This is a genomic window from Candidatus Omnitrophota bacterium (assembly GCA_021735655.1).
Classification (GTDB): domain Bacteria; phylum Omnitrophota; class Gorgyraeia; order Duberdicusellales; family 4484-171; genus JAHKAJ01.
The window spans coordinates 170430-191060 of record JAIPGM010000001.1; the positions used below are offsets into that span (position 1 = coordinate 170430).

Genomic DNA, 20631 nt, shown 5'->3' on the forward strand with positions numbered 1-20631 from the left:
AGATGTTTACCGATATTGAGGTGCTGGTTGTAGATTGTGCTGAAGCCGGAAAAATAAATTATCTATATGAAGATTATACTGTAGTTAGCGATCAAGAAACCGAAAACTTATTGCGAGCCTTAGCAAGACAAAAAGGGATGAATGAGTTCTTGCATTTAGTTCATCAATTACCAGAAGAAAAATGGATAGGTAGGTTACCGGATAGTGACCAGTCGATGCCACTTGATAATGGTAAATTAATCAATGAAGGTTCAGAAAGTTCTTTTTCCGATATAACTAATTCGATGCGGGTGACTTTTGTTATGCCGATGTACAATGAACAGCAACGCTTACTTCCCAAGACTTCTGATAATCCCTATGGTGAAGATGCTTTAAGGGTTAAAGTAAGTCAATTTAGAGAACTCGAGCAAGAAAATCCTAATTTCCAGTGGCGGCTAATTGCCGTAGATGACGGAACTCCCGGGTTTGCTTCAGCCAAATGCCTTGAGCAGATTTTGGCTGAGATTGATGCCCAGAATCGGGAATTTAATATCTATTCTAAAGTTTTCGTAGTGGTGATAACTGAACAAGAAAAGAAACTCCTAGGCAGCCGAAAGGGTGGAGCGGTTTTGCGTGGCTTTCAAGAGGCCCTAAGCCACGGTTGGGCTGATTATATCGGGATTACTGATACTGATATTTCCAGTAATGTTAACCAAACTAAAGATTTGATTTTGGCTCTTCGCAAAGGTGCTGGAGTAGCCATTGGTTCACGCCGCCAAAGCGGGGCCGAAGCTCGCGGCATACCGCTTTTAGGGAGAGTTAGCACAGTTATTTATAATTGGTGCATTCGTTTGATTTTGTGGCCGCTTTTTTCAATTCGTGATACCCAGCGCGGTTTTAAACTTTTTCAAAAAGAAGTAATTGTCAGAATATTACCCTATGCTCGCGATCACCATCTTTCTTTTGATACTGAACTGTTACTTTTGTCGCGTTTAGCCGGATACCAAATAGCTGAGGTGCCGATTGTCTGGATTGATTCAGCTGAGGCAACTACTTTGGTTATGTCTAAAGATGCTCCAGCGATGCTCTGGCGAGTGATTAAACAAGCCCGCCATATTTTTAATAATCCTTTTCGCGGCCAAAAGCCGCTCGATAACGGCCGAAAAATAAATCTATCAGTTAGAATGCTCAGAAAAGCTAGATTAATTACTGTTCATGTTGATGCTGGAGATTGTCCAGCCGCCTTAGCTAGCGCGATTGATAAATTAGTTTCGGGTTTAGGGCAAATCCAAGTAAGCCGTAGTAATATTGTCTTAAACACCGCCCATCAGAATAGCCCTATGGATATTGTTTCGTCGGTAGGCTCTCTCTCAACTGAACAGATAACAACTTTATTTCCTGAAGCTGTTTTTCTGATTGCTGGCGGCAATGTGTTTAAATGCTTAAGAAATCTAGTTGAGTCATTGGCTGTCGGCTCAGTGAACAAGCGAACTGTTAGGATTTTTGTTCTTTACGATTATACCTATGGCCAAGGCTCTAATTATAGCCCTGAGCAATTAGCCGGTGAATATTATGATTATTTTAGCGATATGCTTTCAGTCTATAGTGATAGGTTTAATCTAGCTGTATTTTATCTTGCTCAGAATCAATTCGAGCAGGAAATTTACGGTAAAAATTTATCCGGGCCCAATTTATCTTTAGCAATTATTGAAAAAGAAGCTTTAGCTAGTCAAGTACCTTTAGATAATGGGCGTAGTCTTGGGGAGTTAACTGCCGAAGGCTACAACTTAAAGTTTCTAGCCCGCAGTTCTGATTTAAGAATGACTGCCCATTGCCGAAGAGATGTAAGTTTTAATAGTTATCTTTATGATTATCGCCTGGATCCAGAGCATACTTATCGTCAAGCCCAATTAGTTCCTTTAGTTGCTCGATCGGTTAAGGAAAATGCTTTTAGAAAGTCTTCTGATTGGCAATACTTGCCGCAGCATTTGAAAGATTTATACGATTCCGGTAAAGTTTTGATGATTGCTTCCCGAGCCCAAGCTAAAGCTAAGCCTAGCCGGTATTCAGCCTTAGTAATTTCTGGCAGGACTGAGGCTTTTAGCGGCCGGATGGGTATTTTACTCTATGACAATCGGCCGATCATTGTTTCAATTTTAGATAAGCCTTTTTTCATTGAAGCTAAAGGAATCGGGGTTGCTCAAGGAGGTTTTAGCTCAGTGCATCGGCGCTCGGGCCATAGATATGAAGTTACCGGGGCTCAGCGTTGGCAAGCTTCCTTAAAAGAATTTACCAGTTTAGAGCTTGAGCGAAAAATCAGCCGATTTTTTGGAACAGCTGATACCCCACGCGCCTTAGCGGCGATAGTCTATAAATATCCTCAAATGGATCAGTTAATTAGTGATAGCCTAACTAGCCAGGCTGAGCGAAGAGAAGCTAAAGAGCAGTTAGGCGATAGTTTAGGGATAATGTTGCGGCTTTCGCCTTCGAGCCGCCGCTTTGCTTATAATTTAGAACAGCGTCACATTAGAATGCTTGGTGAAGCTTCAGCCCGCCTGCTTTGTTCTTATCTTCCCCGAGTGCATACTTCGCCGCATTTTGAAAATCTTCTGGAGTGGGCCGAAGGCAGTGAATTCTCTTGGTCAGACTATGGAGATATTGAAGTGTTATTTGCTCAAAGTAGTTATCACTGGTCAAGGTCACTGATTAATGCCCGTCGGATATTAATGTCTTATTTGGAAACTAGTATTAGCTGGAATGTAAATTTATTAAAAAAACTGGGAATAATCGAAACCGAAGCAGAATTTATCAGCGAATACCTAGCTGGCTTTGTTGCTTATGCTGAAACTTTAGACTGGATAACTCCTGAGGCAATCGAACGTTTAGCCCGAGTCCGCTCGCCTAAGGAGTTTGTTGACGTAATGATTTTTGAAGTATTCGCTTTAAATGCTTACAACGTGTTTAAAAAACAAACTTATGAAACTATAGTTGAAGTTAATCAGAATAATTTAGTAGAAGAACTTTTAAGCTCGGCTTTAACTATTGCCCAGCGGCAAGAGAAAGCTCAACTTGTTGCTGAGTTAAGTGGACATATTGAAGCAGCTAAACAAGGAGAGGCTTTTTTAGGTTGTCGAATAAAAAAATCTCAAGCTAATCAAGGGGTGCTTACGCCGGTAGCTCAGCCGGTTAAAAATAGTTCTTGGGCTAATCCCTTTTTTGATCAATTCGCTTATGATTTATGGCATGCGCTACTTTTTGATGATCATAACCTTTATGATTATGTTCAGGCTAAATGGGATTATACTGTTGGTGAAGAAGGGGCTTTTAACGTGGCCGGATTTTATCTGCTTGATGCTCATTATCTTGGGTTGTTGCGTTCGCGCACCAGCATGCATAATATACCGGAAAAATTATATATGTGTTCAGCTGGATATGAAATGACTGCTAATATCAACAAATTATTGACTGCGATTAATCGAGTTAGTTTGTGCCCTCAGGAAAATACCTTGGTGCGTTCAACCGTACGTAACACCTTACAACATGCGATTTCCCAGCGCCTAAGTAAGTGGCGCCTGGCTCGGGCTTTAATATTAGTCGTTGAATCTAACGGCGAAGTTCTTGCCGGAGACGACAGCACTTATGTTTATATTATGGATTCTGGTCCGGGCATGCCGATTGATGCGGTAATGCAAGGCGATTGGCGAAGACATAGTACGATGTTTGGTACGGATTTAAAAGGTTTTCGTGAATATAGGGACGTTGAATGGATTCTTGATTCTTGGTCAAGCAAAGCCGGCGGACCGCAACGTTGGGATGGTCTAAGAGGGGGGCTGGTTGAGGGAGCTTTAGTACCGGACAACATGCCTTTATTTGGTACTTTATTCGGTATGCGGCTTAAGCATGGCTTAGAATCGAGTAGCAAACCTTTAGACAACGGTAGAGATTCTCGGTCAAAAGGACAAAATCTTGGTAGTTTAGGAACGGCTAATAAGGCCCCTCCGGTAAAAACTTACAATGTCGAGAGTCCTTTTAATCGGTTTTCGCTGCGCCTTTTAGATTTAATTCTAACCTTATCTTTCTTGCCTCTGATTATTCTAGCTAGCCTACCCATAGCTATATTTGTTAAATATCAGATTTTTAAACACAAGACTGGACAGTCAGTTATTTTTAAAGAGCAGAGATTCGGCTATAAGGGTAAACCGTTTATCATGTATAAATTTCGTACTTATATCGGCGATAAAGATAATCCTAAGGCAGTTTTACTGAGCTTGCGTTGTTTGGGGCTAGATGAGTTACCGCAGTGGTGGAATATCTTAAAGGGCGATCTTTCAATTTGGGGAGTGCGCCCTAAGTTACAAGATGATCCCAGCTCTGACAGTGATTTCCAAGCACACCTGGATCAGATCAATGATTTACGCAAGCCGGGAATAATTAGTTTAGCTACGGCTGATGTGCACGCTGAGATGGAGCATGTTTCTTTTTCAGCCGAGCATCGCGATCGTCAGATCGCCTTTGATCTTTATGAAGCAGAGTATTGGTCATTCTTTTTAGCTTTTAAAATTGTTGTTTTGAATATCTTTGCTCAATTTAAAGAAGCAGCCAGGATTGTATTCCGAAATAAAATTTTAGTTATTGTTGCCGTGCATATTCCGCAAGCCGAGCAGCCAAAAGCCGGCCCAATTTTAAATATTTTAGAATACTTAAGCCAAAGATTCCCTTCGAAATATTATAGTGTCTTTGTTGGTTTTCCGGATTCAGGAAATCCCAATTTAAATTTAGATTTAGCTATTCCTCAAGGCTTAACCATTGGCTTAGGTGAAGGCGATGAATACAACATAGTTAATTCTCAAGGCCTTAAACTTAAATTTAGCTGGCAGTTTGAGGGGCCAGACGATTTAAGCCAAAGAACTTTAAAAATTGGACGCCACAAGTTATTAATGCCATTGTGCGCTGAAAGTTCTCTTCCGGTATTTTCCGGAGCTAAGAAAAAAATTCCCCATAAGGCTATCTTCATTCCCTTTATTGCTTTTCGTCCATGTATTGTTACCTGTATGAATGATTTAATATTTCTCAATCTTCCGATAATTGGATTAGATACCGCTAATGGCATATTTTTGTTTGTTCCCGGCTCAACCCAGATTGATATAGTCGGTACAAACAAGCTTCTGGCCGTAGCAATTAATCATTCCGGCAGGGTGATGGGCAGTTCATTTAAAGATTTGGACCAAGTCGTTCCTTTAGATAATGGACGTCAAACCATTTCCCACTTCCGAAGTGGGGAAGGTCAGAGCCGGACCGGCCCGACATCCCGTAATTTCCCCCTGGATAACGGCGGCCGGAATAATGAAGCTATCGAAAACAATCGGTTTTCATTCGCTAATCGTCTAGGAAAAGTTTTAGTTGCTACTGTTATCGGTGGAATTTCTTTAGGGTTATTGTATTTATTCGGCGGCCTTGATTGGTATACAAATATAAAAAATAGTATTCCTTTAGGGGCAGTGATTTTCTGGCCGGGGGCTTTCCTGGATATGGTTACCGGTGTTTTGATCTGGTTAATTTCCGATATCGTCGGTCAATATCTTAATCAGGGTAGAAGCATTCGCTATCGGCAAAGTTTTAAAGTTGGTGCTTGGGGAGTATTTCAAGGGTTGGCTACTCACATTTTGTATAATTTAGTTGAACTGCTTCCGGTTGTGCCTTTACCTTTAGCGCAAGCAATGTTTCGAACTATTTTTACTCTTTTTGGCGGACTGACTATTAACATTTTCTATACCGTGGTTGTAGCCCGGGCTCGTAAAGCATCTAAGGCTGAAGGTTATAGCGGCCTAAAGGAGCGCCACAAGGCTTATGATGTTATTTTTAGTAAGTTTATCGTCGCCCCAATCAAAACTTATTTTATAGTTAATCTATTACCTCCGGCAACGCGGGTTATTAGCGAGCAGGCTTGGGAATACTTAATGAAAGTTTTTGATGCTTATTTGATGAACCGTAAAGATTCACTTTTTTCTAGTTATATTCTAAATTTATTATCTAGAAAAAAACCTTTAGATAACGGCCGCTCCGGGCAGTCGGATGATCAAATAACTTTGGTTTCTGATAATCTGGTTGACTCATTTAGAAATGTTAGACAAAGGCTGGTAGTAACTGTTAGGCGCGCACAGATGTCTAGATTGGATTTTAAGCCGGGGATAGTGTCACTTCAGAATATGAGCCCAAAGGTAGATTATTTCTGCCTTTCTTCAATATCTGAACGCCAAGAAGATATCCAAGCCTATAGGCAAGTTCCTTTAGTACAGGATGGTGCTAGTTTTGGAGAAAGTTACAGTGAAAAATATCTTATTGCTCAGGAACCGGATACCTTAGTTTTAGTTGAGGGTGATGAAGGGTTGATTGCCAGTTTTGATTATTCGCTTTGTGGTTGTCTAGTCATTCGGGCTAGAAATCTTTTTGGCATGGCCCACTTAAGTCCATTTATAGATTTTTCGGATGAAGAGATGGAAATTGAAAATGATCGGATTTATTATAAATATTTATCAGTTTTAGATTATTTCAAATTACAGGGATATAAAGATGTTCAAATTTTTCTCAGTTTGAATGAGCTGCTTCAGGGATTTAAAACTTTAAAAGCTAGGCTTTGGTCGGCTGGTGATAGCGATGCGACTAATCGTCAGAGAGTGGTAGATCTTCTTGGGATTGAGGCTAGGCAACGCGGCATAGCTGTTGTTGATCGCCGCCTTCGACAAAAGTCTGAGGTTCTAGATGTCCTGGGTTTTCCGAGAAAAATGATTAGCCGTCAATGGCTTAATCGCGGCACAAAACCCGAAAGTTTTGAAATAATATTTATTGAGACTAGAGATGAGTTGCCAGTAGCCATAAACTCAGAGACTCAACAACCCGAGATTGAATACTTTCAATTCGCTTGGCCTGTTGTGATACCTCTCGATAATGGCCGCCGGAAACTACCAAATGATGACTGGATTTGGGTTAATGGAGAGAGTTTGCAATTTGTTGGCCGGGACGGTTTATTGATAACAGGAATGGAGGGCCGGGGTAAAAGTTTTTTGGCCAGAAAAATATACGATAGCGATGATAGATGGAAAGTCGTATCCTGCGGAGCTACTCATGTATGTATAAGGAATGAATTAGCAGAAAGAGCGCTTTTAGGCAGACGTTTATCCGAAAATAATCTTTTATATTCCCGGCTGTCAGGAACAATCCCGGTAGAACTATCGTTAGATGTAGTTGTTAGGTTGAACTGGGTTATGGCCTTAGACGATCTATACCGAGAAATTTTAGGGGGATTGTTGGCCGATGCCGGGCAAAGAGAGTCTTTGGGCCTCAAAATTATAGATATGAGCGATCTAGACGTAACTCGGCAATGGCCGAAAGTGTTGAAGTTCATCAATGCGTCTATTGTGAAACCAGAGACTTACGATAAAGGAAATAGTTTATTTCAAGTCCCTCTTGATAATGGTAGACGAGCTCAAGTTGAACAGGAACGGGAATTTTTGATCCAGACAATCATAAATGTTTTTAGCCAAGGTGAAGGATTATGCCTGGAGCCGGCGCAGATAGAGGCAGCTATTGCTGTAGATACATCATTTGATGAATACAGGATAGCTAGAAACTTGCCGATAGTTATTGGCCTAAAGGGTAATATTTATGAAAATTGTCCTTTGGCTAGCAAGCCTCTTCTTCTTGTGTTTACCGGCAGAGGAAGCATAACTAAACCAGAGCTTATCTTCAATGCCTACACCCAGCAAGGTTTAGTCAGAGAAGCAAGCCGTTTAAGTCGTTCGATGGAAACTAAAAATGCAATTTGGGAGATACCTTATCATGGCAAGAAGACGGCTTTCATATTGGAAGATAAAAATAACTGGATTGCTTTGGCGGCAGTTTATGGTCCTGAAGATATTTACCAACAAGGACTATTGATCTGTAAGGGTGGAGATAGGATAACCAGGTTAGGTACAGAAATTTCTCAAGCCGCTGGTGAGGCAGATGAGGAAGCTATATTTTCTGATTATTCCCGGGCCTTAGTGGTTGCTCGTCTTTTAGGATTTTCTATCCTTGATGGTCCAGATATGATGCGCCGGGTTAACCGGCGGATGAGCGCTATGATCGCGGCAGCAAAAGAGACTGTGGCCGATATCAATGAGTTTGCTAAGGCATACCCTGGTTATGAGGCTGTTGATACACATCACATACTTAAACCTACTACCAGTAATCCGGTGGAAGAGGGAGGTTTCCCGCACACTGAATGGATGGTGACTAGTCGAGGGGTTGTTCAGGGGACGGTTACTGCTTTGCGTTGGCTTAGACAGGTTCTTGACGTTGGAGAGAATAGGTACCCTGAGGAAGTGGTAAGATTTGTTAAAAATTTGAATATATTTGGAAGTCCGATGAGCTATATTGTCCAAGGCTTTGGTGATGTTGGCAGCGGCATCACTAAGCTTTTTTTGACTATTTTTAAGATTTTTGGGTTTCAGGCCAGGGGTTTTAATAACCGTTACTTTGCAATTTATCGCCGCGAAGGATTACCTAAACCATTTTTAGTTGAGGCGCGGGAGATCGTTGAAGTTTCTCCTGATGCTTTAGATCTAGGGAGATTACTGGCAATGAAGAGTTTTGATGACCAATTACAGGGGGCGGTGGTTTGGATAGCTAATCCAATTAACCCGAAAACTAAAGAGCCAGTATTTGGTCCTGCTGATGTGGACAGAGTAAATCAAGCTCTTGCTGAAAGAGGTGTTACTGCTATTTGGGGTGATCAGACAGTAGTAAATGAACTAATTTATCAAAAGGCAACCGTGCTTTTTCTGGCTGCAACCGCTAATGTTATTAGTGAACTTTCTCAGGTTGAAAGATTGCAGGTTAAGATTATTTCTGAGGGAGCTAATAATGCAGTTAAACCTGAGTTAAGAGAGCCTTTAAGAAAAGCTAATGTATTTTATATTCCTGGTGAGCTTCTTAACGGCGGGGGCATATATGCTTCTAAGGAAGATATTCGGCATAACCATACCGATGGATCAGAATTAATAAGGCAACATCGGCAATACTATTATATACATGTAACTGATGAGATCGACACATTGGCTCTTCACCGAATGATTTCTTTCCTTGAGATTTGGGCTGAGTCAGCAGGAAATTTTTCTTTTGATTTAACCGTCCATGTAGAAAAAGTTGCCGGCCGGATTTTTGAAGCAGCTGATAATTTGGTAAGAACCAATAATACACGTTTGAGAAAATTTACCCAAATTGATCAAAAGAGAACCTTTGATCATCAAGCCGGCCGGCCGACTTTGCCTTGGCGTCATAGTCTTTATGAAATTGCCATTGAAATGGCACCAATGGGAATACTTTATCATTTGCGGGATGTCGGTAGACACTTATCTTTACTTAATAGATTTAAGGTTGCAATAAAGGAAGATGGTCAGATAGATAATTATCATATATGTCGTCTGCGTTTTGCTTTATTTGAGTTGACCAAGCTAGGCTATTATTTAAAAAGTAACCAGCGCAGAAGGTTAATCGGCCTTCTTCCTGGAATAATTACCGATGAAAAGTGTGATGGCCTATTAAGGAAAGATGCCATGTTTTGTTTGGCAATGGCAATTAGGTGGCAGGAAGAAGAATCCTGTAAATCTGAGGTAGATCGGGCAAGAAAATTATATTTAGGCATATTACAAAATCCCCTTGAAAGTGCTCAGCTGCATACCTGGGCTCAGCATTGTCTCTATAGGATTTTCGGAGAAAATTACTTCCGGCGGATAAGCGCTGATTTTGATCGCTTAAACGGAGTTAACTTACCCAAGCCGCTTGATAACGGTCGGGATAGTTCGGTCGGGATTACCTCAGAACCGTTAAGAATTTTAGCCGAGCTAATTTCGAATAGTTATCGGACTAAGGCTTTAGTAGAATTTTTGCAGCCTTTCTTAGATTGTGAATCTGTTAATTATTTACAAGAAGAGATAGCAAAGCATTGCCAGCTACCGGCCTGGGGTGTTGTTTCTTCTAGCCATTATCTTGATGAAGGGTATTTCTATTATGGTTTAAAATCCGGTATTGATCGCTGTCTCGAAAGAGGAGTTATGGTTGAGAATGACGGTAACAGATTATACGTTACTAAAGATTCAGAGGATACCGTAAAATATAGCGGCCTTGACGAAACTCAAGAAAACCAGTGGGGAATTTTTATTTTTCCAAGCGAGTATTTCAATCAGGCTATCAATTGCGGTTATGCCGAGGCCGGCTTAAGGCTTTCACATAACCGCTTAGGCATAACTACTTATCCATACTTCAAAAGTTCTTTATCGCTTGCGCCGGCACGCTTTCTGATAATTGATAGATCTAAGGCAGATGAACATAGGCACCTGGAAGGCCAGCCGAAGCTAAAAGATAAACTTCAAGCCTTGACCGAAGCAGGATTGAAGGTTCTATGGTTGCCGGATTCTTCCGGCCCATTCTTTGACCCTGATTTCCAATATGCTTTCGGGGAGTTGTTGTTTAGTAATGATATTCCGGAAACCAATCGCTTTCTTTTTTATCCGTCCGCAGATACTCAAGATCTTACAAAAATCATCTGGTGGGTTTTACAGTCGTTAAGAATGAGTAGTATAAAAAATCGGCTATTACATAATATGGAGTTAGCTCGGCAATTTAAAAAAATCGGCCCCTTTGATAATGGGCGAGCTGATTTTACAACAGCAGACGAACAGATCGGTAATCTTTTTGCTGAGGCAGTTATTACAGGAGATAATGTTTTAATTGAGACTCATTGGGATGCTGTAGCGGCTAAGAGAGGCGGCAGTTTGAATATTTTAGAACATGCTGGCTTAAGGATTACAAGAAGTTTAGCTTTAGGAATTGTACCGCGGGCTGGTGAATGGCCGGATAGGGTTGAAACCGATCAAATCATTCTGAGTTCATCTCGCTATGGTTGGATCGATTCTGAAAGAGATATTGAGCATTTGTTAAGCGGCTTTGATCAAGCCAGATTGCTTAATTCGTTTAATCTTGGCCATTATTATCAGGGTTGTCACTATCGAAGTTTCCTAAGCTGGCTAGCGGTTTTAAAGAGTAGTCATTTCCCGGCAGTTATTTTTCATTTCATAGGTGAGCTAATTAATTCTTGGGGTATTAAGCCAGCTGCTAAGAGTGATTTTCCAGTTTTGGCCAGTCGAAGGGATATCTTTTCTTTCGTTAGCGTGCCTTATGTTTCAGATATAGAAAAATTAGATTTGCCAGTTGCAGTGTTTTTTGATGGTAAGCTTAGTTCGCTTAGGCGTGGCGATAGCCGGAAACAGCCAACTTTAATATTAGCTTATTGGCAAGCTTTGAATGGTTTTATTGGTTTTAAAGAACAGATAGCTAGGGAAACAGCAGAATTTCAGAATACCCCTTTAGATAATGGCCGCAAAGAGCATGACATCTCTGATAGTACGGTAATCCAATGGCCGCTTAATGTAATTGTTAAAGATATGCGCGGTTTATCCAAAGGCGAGATATTAGCTGTTGTTAAAACCGGTAAAATATTTTGGGGAAGGGAAATAGTAGGAGCTATTTTTTCTGACCGCAATATTGTTTTTGGTAAAGTGGTCGATGATAAGTTTATAGTATTTGATGATTGGTTAATTGAAAGAATTCCTGGAGGATTGTTAGAGGGGTTGCGGAGAAGCATTTTATTTTTGCCTTATTTAGGAAGTATTTTAAGAAACAAGACATCGTCAATAAATAAACCCCTGGATAATGGCAAGAAATATAATTATCGGCAAGTCCTAGAGATGGTTGACTGTTTTGATAGTGCAAGGTTAGAGGCTCACTTATTTAGAGCTCTTGGCAGAGTTGAGACTGAAGCCGTATCTATAGCTGGTGATATTATTAGGGCGGCTAGAAAATTTGAACGGATAACTAAAGCAGTAAAATCTCTTTATAGGAAAACTTACGGCAAGCTACCTAATTTTACTCTTGCTTTCGATCCTTCCGGTCAAGGTATGTATGGGGCGTATCAGGAGGATGATACAGCCGGATTTTTTGATCATATTGGCGTAGCTCCAGAAGATGTGCTGCTTGAGGTAGGCAGCGGCGATGGAAGCATTTCGGATTTCATGGCCCATATGTTTGGGATTAAGGCAACTGGGATTGAGGTTTGGGAGCCATATTATCATTACGCAGTTTTCTTAAGAGATGAAGCAGTAAGAAGAAGATTCATTCCAGAAGGTAAAGTAGATTTTTTAAATAATAATTTAGTAGATGTTGATTTTTCAAAGTATTCTTTAGTGTACTACGCTGCTCTTGGCACAAGAAGAAAAAGTGAGCTGGCTGCTAGATTGCTTGGGGTAAGAGAAAAATCCAGGATATTAATTCGGGGTTCACCTGATGAGTTAGTGGAAGGGATTATCGCATCACATCCTGATTTTAGCTTAAGGAAGCTTGAGATAGAAGTTAATGAAAACCTTACTGGAATTAAGGCAAGGGTTTATACTCGAGAGACAATTACCAGTTACCAGCCGGTTCTCGACGTTCCTCTAGATAATGGCCGAAAAAATAACCCTCAGATGGTCAGAGCGCGCTTAGCCGCATTTGAAAAATCAATCGAGGGCATCGTGCCTAGGGCAGATCCGCTTTATGACCATTTAATTCGTTTTTATCAATATCCTTTGAATAATTTGGGTGAACCTGACGAAGAGACCTATGTAAGGAATAATACCAAGGAGCAGGAGCGGGAGCTTCTTAGATTCTGGGCCGGCCATTTCGGCCTTCCTAAAAATTACGGCGGTCATGTGACTATCGGAATCGGTCAGGCTGAATATTATGCCATGTACGTGGCTAGCAATCGATTTCCCAAGGCTATATTTTATATTTCTAATCAGGTCGATAGCCTTCTTTATGATACTTTACAGGTGTTGGGCATTGATCAAGGAAGAATAAAGTTAATTAGGTCTTTAGAGAATGGCGAGATCGACTATGGTGATTTAAAGAGAAAGATTAGGGAGAATTCATCATGGCCGGCGGTGGTCTGCTTGACTGCTGGCAGATTCCTGGGGGCGGTTGATGATTTAGGAAAAGTGGAAGGAATTTTAGGGAGCCTGGGCCTAAAGCATAAACATATTCATTGCAGCATGTCACCGTTAAGTATAGGCCAGTCGTTTTTGGAAGATGCGGCAAAGATAGATTTTCAACATGGCTTAGATAGCATGAGTCTACCGTTGTATCATTTTGTAAGGTGTCCGATGCCAGGAGTCATCGTTCTTACCAGAAGGAAATACCTTCAGAACATTGCTTGTAGTCAAAAAGCAGCTGAGTATGTTAACTCTAACGACACCACTAATTCTGGATCACGTAGTGGTCATGCTCCGCTTTATCTTTGGTTTGCTACAAAAGTTATTGGGACTAAAGGATTTAAGGCTCAGGCTGAGCGGGCCAGGGAAGTTTGTGTTTCTATTAAAGCTCTATTTGACCGTTACGGTTATCCTTGCCGGTTCACCGCGCAAAAAAATACAATAATCTTTGAGCCACCATTTTATGAGTTGCGTCAAAAATGGGGCTTATTATCACACGGGCAATGGTCCTGTTTTGAGATTGTACCTTATTTGACCCCGGTTGAGATAGCCGAATTTGTAAGTGATCTTTTAGGTGATCATTCTCAAGCGGTAGCCGCCCCGGTAGAAACCGTATTTCCGGAACGGATTGTCTATGAACCGTCTCCGGAAGTCTTAGATGTTTTGGATCAATTAGAAGCAAGGATCCAAATTTTGATGGAAAGATTTTTAGGATTTCCGGCAAATATCGCCGGCAATGAGACATCTTTTGCTGCCTTGAGCAGCTTGTTTAAATACACCTTGAGAAAAAAGGATGTGGAAGGTTTTCGACACGAAGCCTTGAAATTTTTTACTGATCTTTACGGTTTAAGGTACGAAGATTTTTACTGCGGCATAACTGCTGGAGGAACCTGGGGAAATCGGGTTGGCCTATTAGTTGGCCGGGAAAATTTTCCCGGCGGGATACTTTATTACAGTCAGGATTCGCACTACTCGATTGATAAAGTGGCCAGGAGCCTTAACATGGAAGTAAGAAAGGTCGCCTCTTTGTCTAACGGCCAAATTGATTATGATGAATTAGCCGAAGCCATAGAGGAAAATCGTGGCCGCCCGGTAATTGTAAATCTTAACATCGGCACAACTATGAAAGGCGCTATCGATAATCCCCAAAGAGTTATTGAAATATTAAGAGAACAGGATGTTACTGATTACTATATCCATTGTGATGCCGCGCTTTTTGGTATGATTTTACCGTTTCTCGAGGCTGCGCCAAAAATTGATCTGGCTAACGGCGTCCATAGTATTGCCATATCCGGACATAAATTTCTCGGCCTACCGATGCCTTCGGGCATATTCATGGTTCGGAAAAATTGTGCTAGGGATAGATTGATAACTATTTCGGATCGATTATTGACTGCCCAAACTGGCCATGTCATTTTGTATTTTTGGCAGGCTGTTGCTAGCCGAGGGTATGAGGGTTGCAGAGAAGAAGCTATGGCTTGTGTGGATAATGCCCAATATCTTTATTACAGATTACAGGAAAGGGGATTGCCTTCGGAGGTAAACCCTTTTTCCAATATAACAATGTTTTCCCGGCCATCGGGTAGCCTAATTGACACTTGGCAGTTAGCGCCTTGCGGGGACCGCGTCCACGTAGTGGCCATGCAGCATGTTACCAGAGATAAGATTGATGCTTTTGTCCAAGAGTTAACTAGGGATATGCAGCAAGGGCAGATAGAACTAGCTAGTTCTATGCAGCCTCTTGATAATGGTAGACGGCGCAAAGCATCGCTAGTGCCAGAGGTAGGCCTTGATGAATTAGTTGAAAAACATTTAGGAAACTTGAAGTTGATATCTTCTGAGTATGGAAAAAGCGTAGGCATGTTATCTACTATTTTAAGACGACCAGACAATGAGAGCCTTCAACAAAGAGCAGAGGAGTTGAGGAAGATTGGTCCTGGCCGTCTGGCCTTAGCAGCTGACTTAGGCGAATTCGGAGTAGATAGTTTGAAAATTGGTCAGAAGTATGGCGTTGGCCGAAGAACAGCGGCTAGTTGGCTTGTTAATAATGGATTTGGCGATAGGGTTAATAGCGCTAGATATAGTCGAAGTAGAACATTAAGACGTCAAAAAATAGCTCAGGAATATGAGCCGATTGCTCGCTTATTAGATGGTGAAGGCAATCTTTTACAGACATTTTATACCCATATTTCTTGGAAAGAGGTATCTGCTTATCCTTTCGCTGTTTTAGATGAATTAGAAATCCAAGCTACCGAAGTTTTAAGTTATGGTGGTAAGCAATGGGGTCAGTTTAAGGGGCATGCTGGCCATAGAGCTCGGATAACATTGGAGTGGGGCTATCCAATAGAAGTTGCTATGTCTAGCAAAAGAGGAGTTGATCAAGGTAGCTATAGAGCCATGCAGCTTAGGACCTATCAGTCAACTCTTTTTGATAGAGAGGGGGAACTCTTAGATACTGCTTTTTTCGTTTTTGGTTACGATGAAGATTTATGTCGGGGAACAACAAAAGTTGTTAACTATCAATTAACCAAGGCTGGAAGAATTAGTATTTTTGGTGATGAACAAATACAGCTAATAAAACATAAACAAGCCTGGGCTAATTTAGTTGCAGTGGATGGAAAGGTGGTCAGGGCTACCATTCTTGATAGAGAGGGCGGGAATGAGGTTATTACTTATAATTTTTCTCGAGTGTATGATGAAAACAACCGAGTAATTTACACTTTTACTGGAGGTTTAGAGTTTAAGCAAAGCAGTGTGCCGCCTGCGTTGTTGAAATCTTTAGCTAGAGGAAGAATTGAAGGTATTTACCTAAAAGGTGGTCGTGGCAACTTAACTATTGGCGGCAGAACTTGGGTTGTTTTAAGTGACTATAAAAATTATCCATGTAGGGCTTATATTGAAGAAGGGCTTGTGGTCAGAGTAGAGGTTTTAGGTGAAGAAGGAGAGGCTGTTTTTACCAAGCATTCTCACCGCCTTTATGATAGAGAAGATAACTTTGTCGAAGTATTTTATGATTCTATTTCACCAGAGCGACTTAACCAGGTTGGTTTGTGTCGTAGCAGTCCACTTATTGTGACTCCTTCAGGAGAGTTATGCTTATCTGGAAATCGTTATACTTTTGAAAATGAAGGCGGCTCTAAGGCTATTGTTTGGATTGAACCCGGAGTTAAGTTCACCAGAAATAGAAAGCCGGATGGTAAAGCAGTTAGAATTGATTTTTATGATCAATATATGCATTATAAGCATACCCGTTATGCAGTCAGAATCTATGAAGATGAAGGAGTTTTAATTGATACTTTTTTTGGTCCAGGATATGCTGAGAAGCTAAAGATTTTTGGTGATGTAATTGGCTTTGCTCAACTCGATACGTTAGGTTCTCTTAATATTGGCTACACAACCCATACCTTTACTAAATATGGTGACCCTCGACATTTTGTTAGATTTAGTCTACACCAGGCTCAAGTTCTGGATGTAGATGTTCTTGGCCATGACTATTGTCATATCGATAGAGTTGGCTTTGACGCTTGGCCTGATATGGCTATCGATCACTTTGAAATGGCCCGAATTGTTGATGAGCAGGATCAGCTATTACACACTTTTTGGTACGGTGTTTATTCAGAACGGATTCCCAATAGAGGTAGAGCTAGAATTTTAGGGGCGACTTTTACTGCCGGAGGTCACCTGCGACTTGGTAACGAAGATGTTTATCATGATGCGAACTTTCCCGAAGCTAGAGTAAATGTTACTTATATTGACGGAGAAGTAAGTGAGATATTAATTTATCAGGATGCTCAAGGCAACTCAGTAAATTATCATTATACTAAAAAGCAGATAGATAATTATAAGCGCAGAGTGCAATATTATAATCTGCGCGGTCATGTATTCGAGCATGCTTTAAGAGTTGCCTTACCTTTTTTAAGCGACTGCCCTTTTGATTATCAAAAGCGCATTGGTGGTGAAGTTGATGGGTGGGTTGATGGTGAAGCTGAACCAAAGCCAGCTGATTCCAGATCACTTAAACGTCCAGATTTTACTAGTCCTTTTAGCTGGGCAATGAGTGAAGGGGTATTGTGCTATATTGATGCTAAATTCAATCTTAGAATTAAGTTTTTAATAGAATATCTAGAGGCAATTAAAGAGACTTTAAGAACTGATTATTTTACTGATTGTGATGCCCCAGTTGAAACACATTTTGTAGGAAGAGTTATATTTGAGATAGTTTATTTAGGCAGAGTAAGTGAAGCTAATGTAGAGGCAAAGTTAGCTGGTCATCAGAGAAATTTTTCAGCTACCAATTCTGAGATGCTCACCTTGAAACCAGTTAGCTTTCTTGATGAGTACGGAGATAGGCTTAAGACCGCTGGTCAGGATACTTTAGTAAGGTTTCTGAGACATCTGAGAGTTTTTCATTATAAGCCAGGTCGCAAGAAAGCCTTAGATAGCTATTTAGCCCAATTAGAACAGGATAAAATTCCCGAGATAGCCGATGAGCAGACTAATCTTTTTTCAAGGCCGCTGGATAATGGCCGAGAAAGATTATTGGTTAGTAGCGGTAATAGTCATTTAAAAAGTTTTCGTGAGGCGAAAGGTTTATTAGCAAAATTAAAATGTACAGACATTTTTGGGGTTGTCATGGGTTATCGCGCTGCCTTAGCTGATAGAGATAATTATCAGAGAGTATTTGCTCGTGATTCTGTTTGGATGGGGTTAGCCGAAATGCTTTCCGGCTGTAAAGGTAGTTTAGCTTTAACATTAAGCGTATTAAAACATCATCAATGTCGGTACGGACAGAGACGCGGGGCTATTCCGAGTAACATTTCAAGGTATCATCGGGTAAGTTATGGGACAACTAGCCCAAGAATTGATCCAACCCTTCTTTATATTGTTAGTTCTGGCCAATATTATCGGTCCAGACCAGCCTATTTTCAAAAACAGTTTCTCGTTGAAAATTTATCGCCGCTACAAAAAGCTATAGCATATTTAGAAAGACAATGGGTTATGGATAACGGTTTATTGTTTATTCCGATTGCCGGAGATTGGGCTGATGAATATTTTCAACAAGGCCTTGTTTTGTATGATGAAGTTTTATGGTATATGGCACTTTCAGAGTATGCCTACCTTTTAGCTGAAGATAATAATTCTAATTCAGAAGTTTATCAAGCTAAGGCTGCTTGGGTAAAGAATATAGTCAGATCCAAATTTTGGATAAATAAAAATCCCGGTCAAGGCAATTTGGGGCATTTCCGTCATTTTTTCAATCAATTACAAAGCCCGAATCAGGCAGCGACATTTGGCTGTCCCTATGATAGCTTTGATGCTTTTGGTAATATTTTGGCAATTCTTTCCGGCGTGGCTACAGAGGAGCAAACTGCTCAGATAATTAAATATATTGATGTAATTTCAGAAAATAATCAGCCATTACTGGTGCCGGCACATTATCCGGCAGAAGAAGTTGAACATTTTGTTCACACAGGTGCTCCGTATCGGTATCAATTTAAGAATAATCCCGGGTGTTATCATAATGCTGGTTTATGGTCATGGTATACAGGTTTATATGTTGCGGCATTAGTGAAAGCCGGCCGATTAGACCGGGCGGCTAAATTTTTAGAAGGGGTACAGCTAGCCAATGAAGCTAAGGACTCAAATGGCCGGGGGTATCATGAGTACCATACTAATATTCCCGGTCAATTGAGTAGGCCGGGTGGAGTTAGCAATTTAGGTGTCAGCGCTGCTGGTTATATAATAGCTCACCAAGCATTTTTTAAAAATAAGATTGTTTTTGGTCAGAATCATCCTTTAGACAACGGCCGTCAGATGCCTGATTATTTTTCTCCGGTTGGAGACGTCAATGTAACTCTTAATAGTTCTTCAGAAAAAGCCCCCCTTGATAACGGAAGAAATTATTCCAGTTCGCCAATATTTCAAGAGACAACCTTTACCTATTGGTTAAGAGTGAGTTTATATTTATTAAGATTTTTGCTTAGTGCACCTTATTATTTTATTATTACTTTAGTTGTATCAAGAATGATGAAAGGAAAAAACATTTTATTTGTATCTTACCGTATTAATGAATTTGCTTTAGATGGAGTATCTTTAGAAATAAAAGAGTGGCGAAATCTTTTATATCGATTGGGCGCACATATTTTTCTATTTTCTGGTCATAGCAAAATTGTTCAGGATGGAAGTATCACCGGTCAGGCTCCGGATTGCATTGAGAGTGATTTTCTTGCTGAACAGGCAACAAAAATAAGAGAGAAGATTGAAAGAGAGGGAAAGCTAGATGCTGAAGATTTTGAATTAATTCATAGAGCAAAAGAGATAATTAAACGCAATCTGCGTAAGTGTATCTTGGAAAATAATATTCACTACATTGTTTCGGAAAATGTATTTTGTCTACCGGGAAACCTCGCTCTTGCCGAGGCACTTATAGAACTTGCCGAAGAGTTTCCTCGGTTAGGTTTTATTTCTCATAACCATGATTTTTGGTGGGAACGATCCCGCTATTCAAAACATATTCGCACTGATTGTGCTAGTTACTTAGATAACCTTCATAATCGAATCCGTCGCCAAACAGTCGTTGTTATAAATCAAGGCCAGTTGAGAAATATTTCAGATCATCTCGATGCTGGTTTGCACAAAGTATTTATTGTTCCGAACGTAAGAGATTTTTCCCGAAAGCCAAAAGTAGATCATTCGTGCGTAGCTAGGCTTAAGACTTATCTAAGACAGAGGCACGGGATTACTGAAGATTGCCATGTATTTTTAGCACCGGTAAGGCCCGTTTATCGAAAGAATTTAGAACATGCTATTGATGGTTTGGCTAAAGTTCAGGAAGAAATGGGGGAACCTTTGCTATTTGTTGTAAGCCATAGCGCCCAAGATTCTCAACCAGGTTACGTTGACCAACTAAGAGCTCGGGCTGAAAGCCAGGGTCTTAAATTTGTTTATCTGGGTGAAGAAGTGCTTTCCGGTCAGTTTAGCTTAGAGACGATATATGCTTTTTGTGATATGGTCATTGTTACTTCTACCTGGGAGGGTTGGGGTAATGCCACGCTTGAAGCATTTTATTACCAGAGACCAGTTATTGTCTGGCCGTACCAGGCTTACCAAACCGAGATAAAGCCTGTAGGGCTAAGTTGCTTAGAGGCGCCTGAATTTTCTTCTGAGGTCATTACTTCGATAATTACGGTTTTACGATTTACTTGGTTGAGAAAAAGAATTGCTAGAGGGAATTATTGGTTAGCTAAATTACATTTTTCTTACCGAAGGCTTACAAGAGTATTTTTTAAAGTATTTAATAATTTAGAATCTGCCGAAACCAAAACACAACAATTTCCGCTTGATAATGGTAAAAAGGGTGAGGGTTCTAAACCAAAACAAAAATTATCTCCTTTCGAGAGATTTAAACAAGACATAGACGAGCTTCTTAGCAATCCCCAAATCAGGCAAGTAAGCGTAGACAGTATTCTTCAATTTTACGGCCCACGGCTGAAACGCGATGTTGTTGAGGCCCATCTTAAAAGTAAGGGTTTCCAACGCCGGGATAGAGACACCTATTTAATTCCCTGAAGGTTGCTTTAAGACAAGCCTT

Annotated in this window: 1 protein-coding gene (cut by a window edge); it reads left to right on the forward strand. The window is 40.6% G+C overall.

Going from position 1 to position 20631, the window contains the following annotated elements; all coding sequences use genetic code 11:
* A protein-coding gene (locus K9L86_00250) for a 4-alpha-glucanotransferase (GenBank protein ID MCF7907297.1) crosses the window boundary here: on the forward strand, positions 1–20609 show its 3' end. The gene continues 117055 nt to the left of window position 1, outside the view; the window shows 20609 of its 137664 coding nt (coding positions 117056–137664); the start codon falls outside the window, past its left edge; its stop codon occupies positions 20607–20609.
* Positions 20610–20631 lie beyond the last annotated feature (22 nt).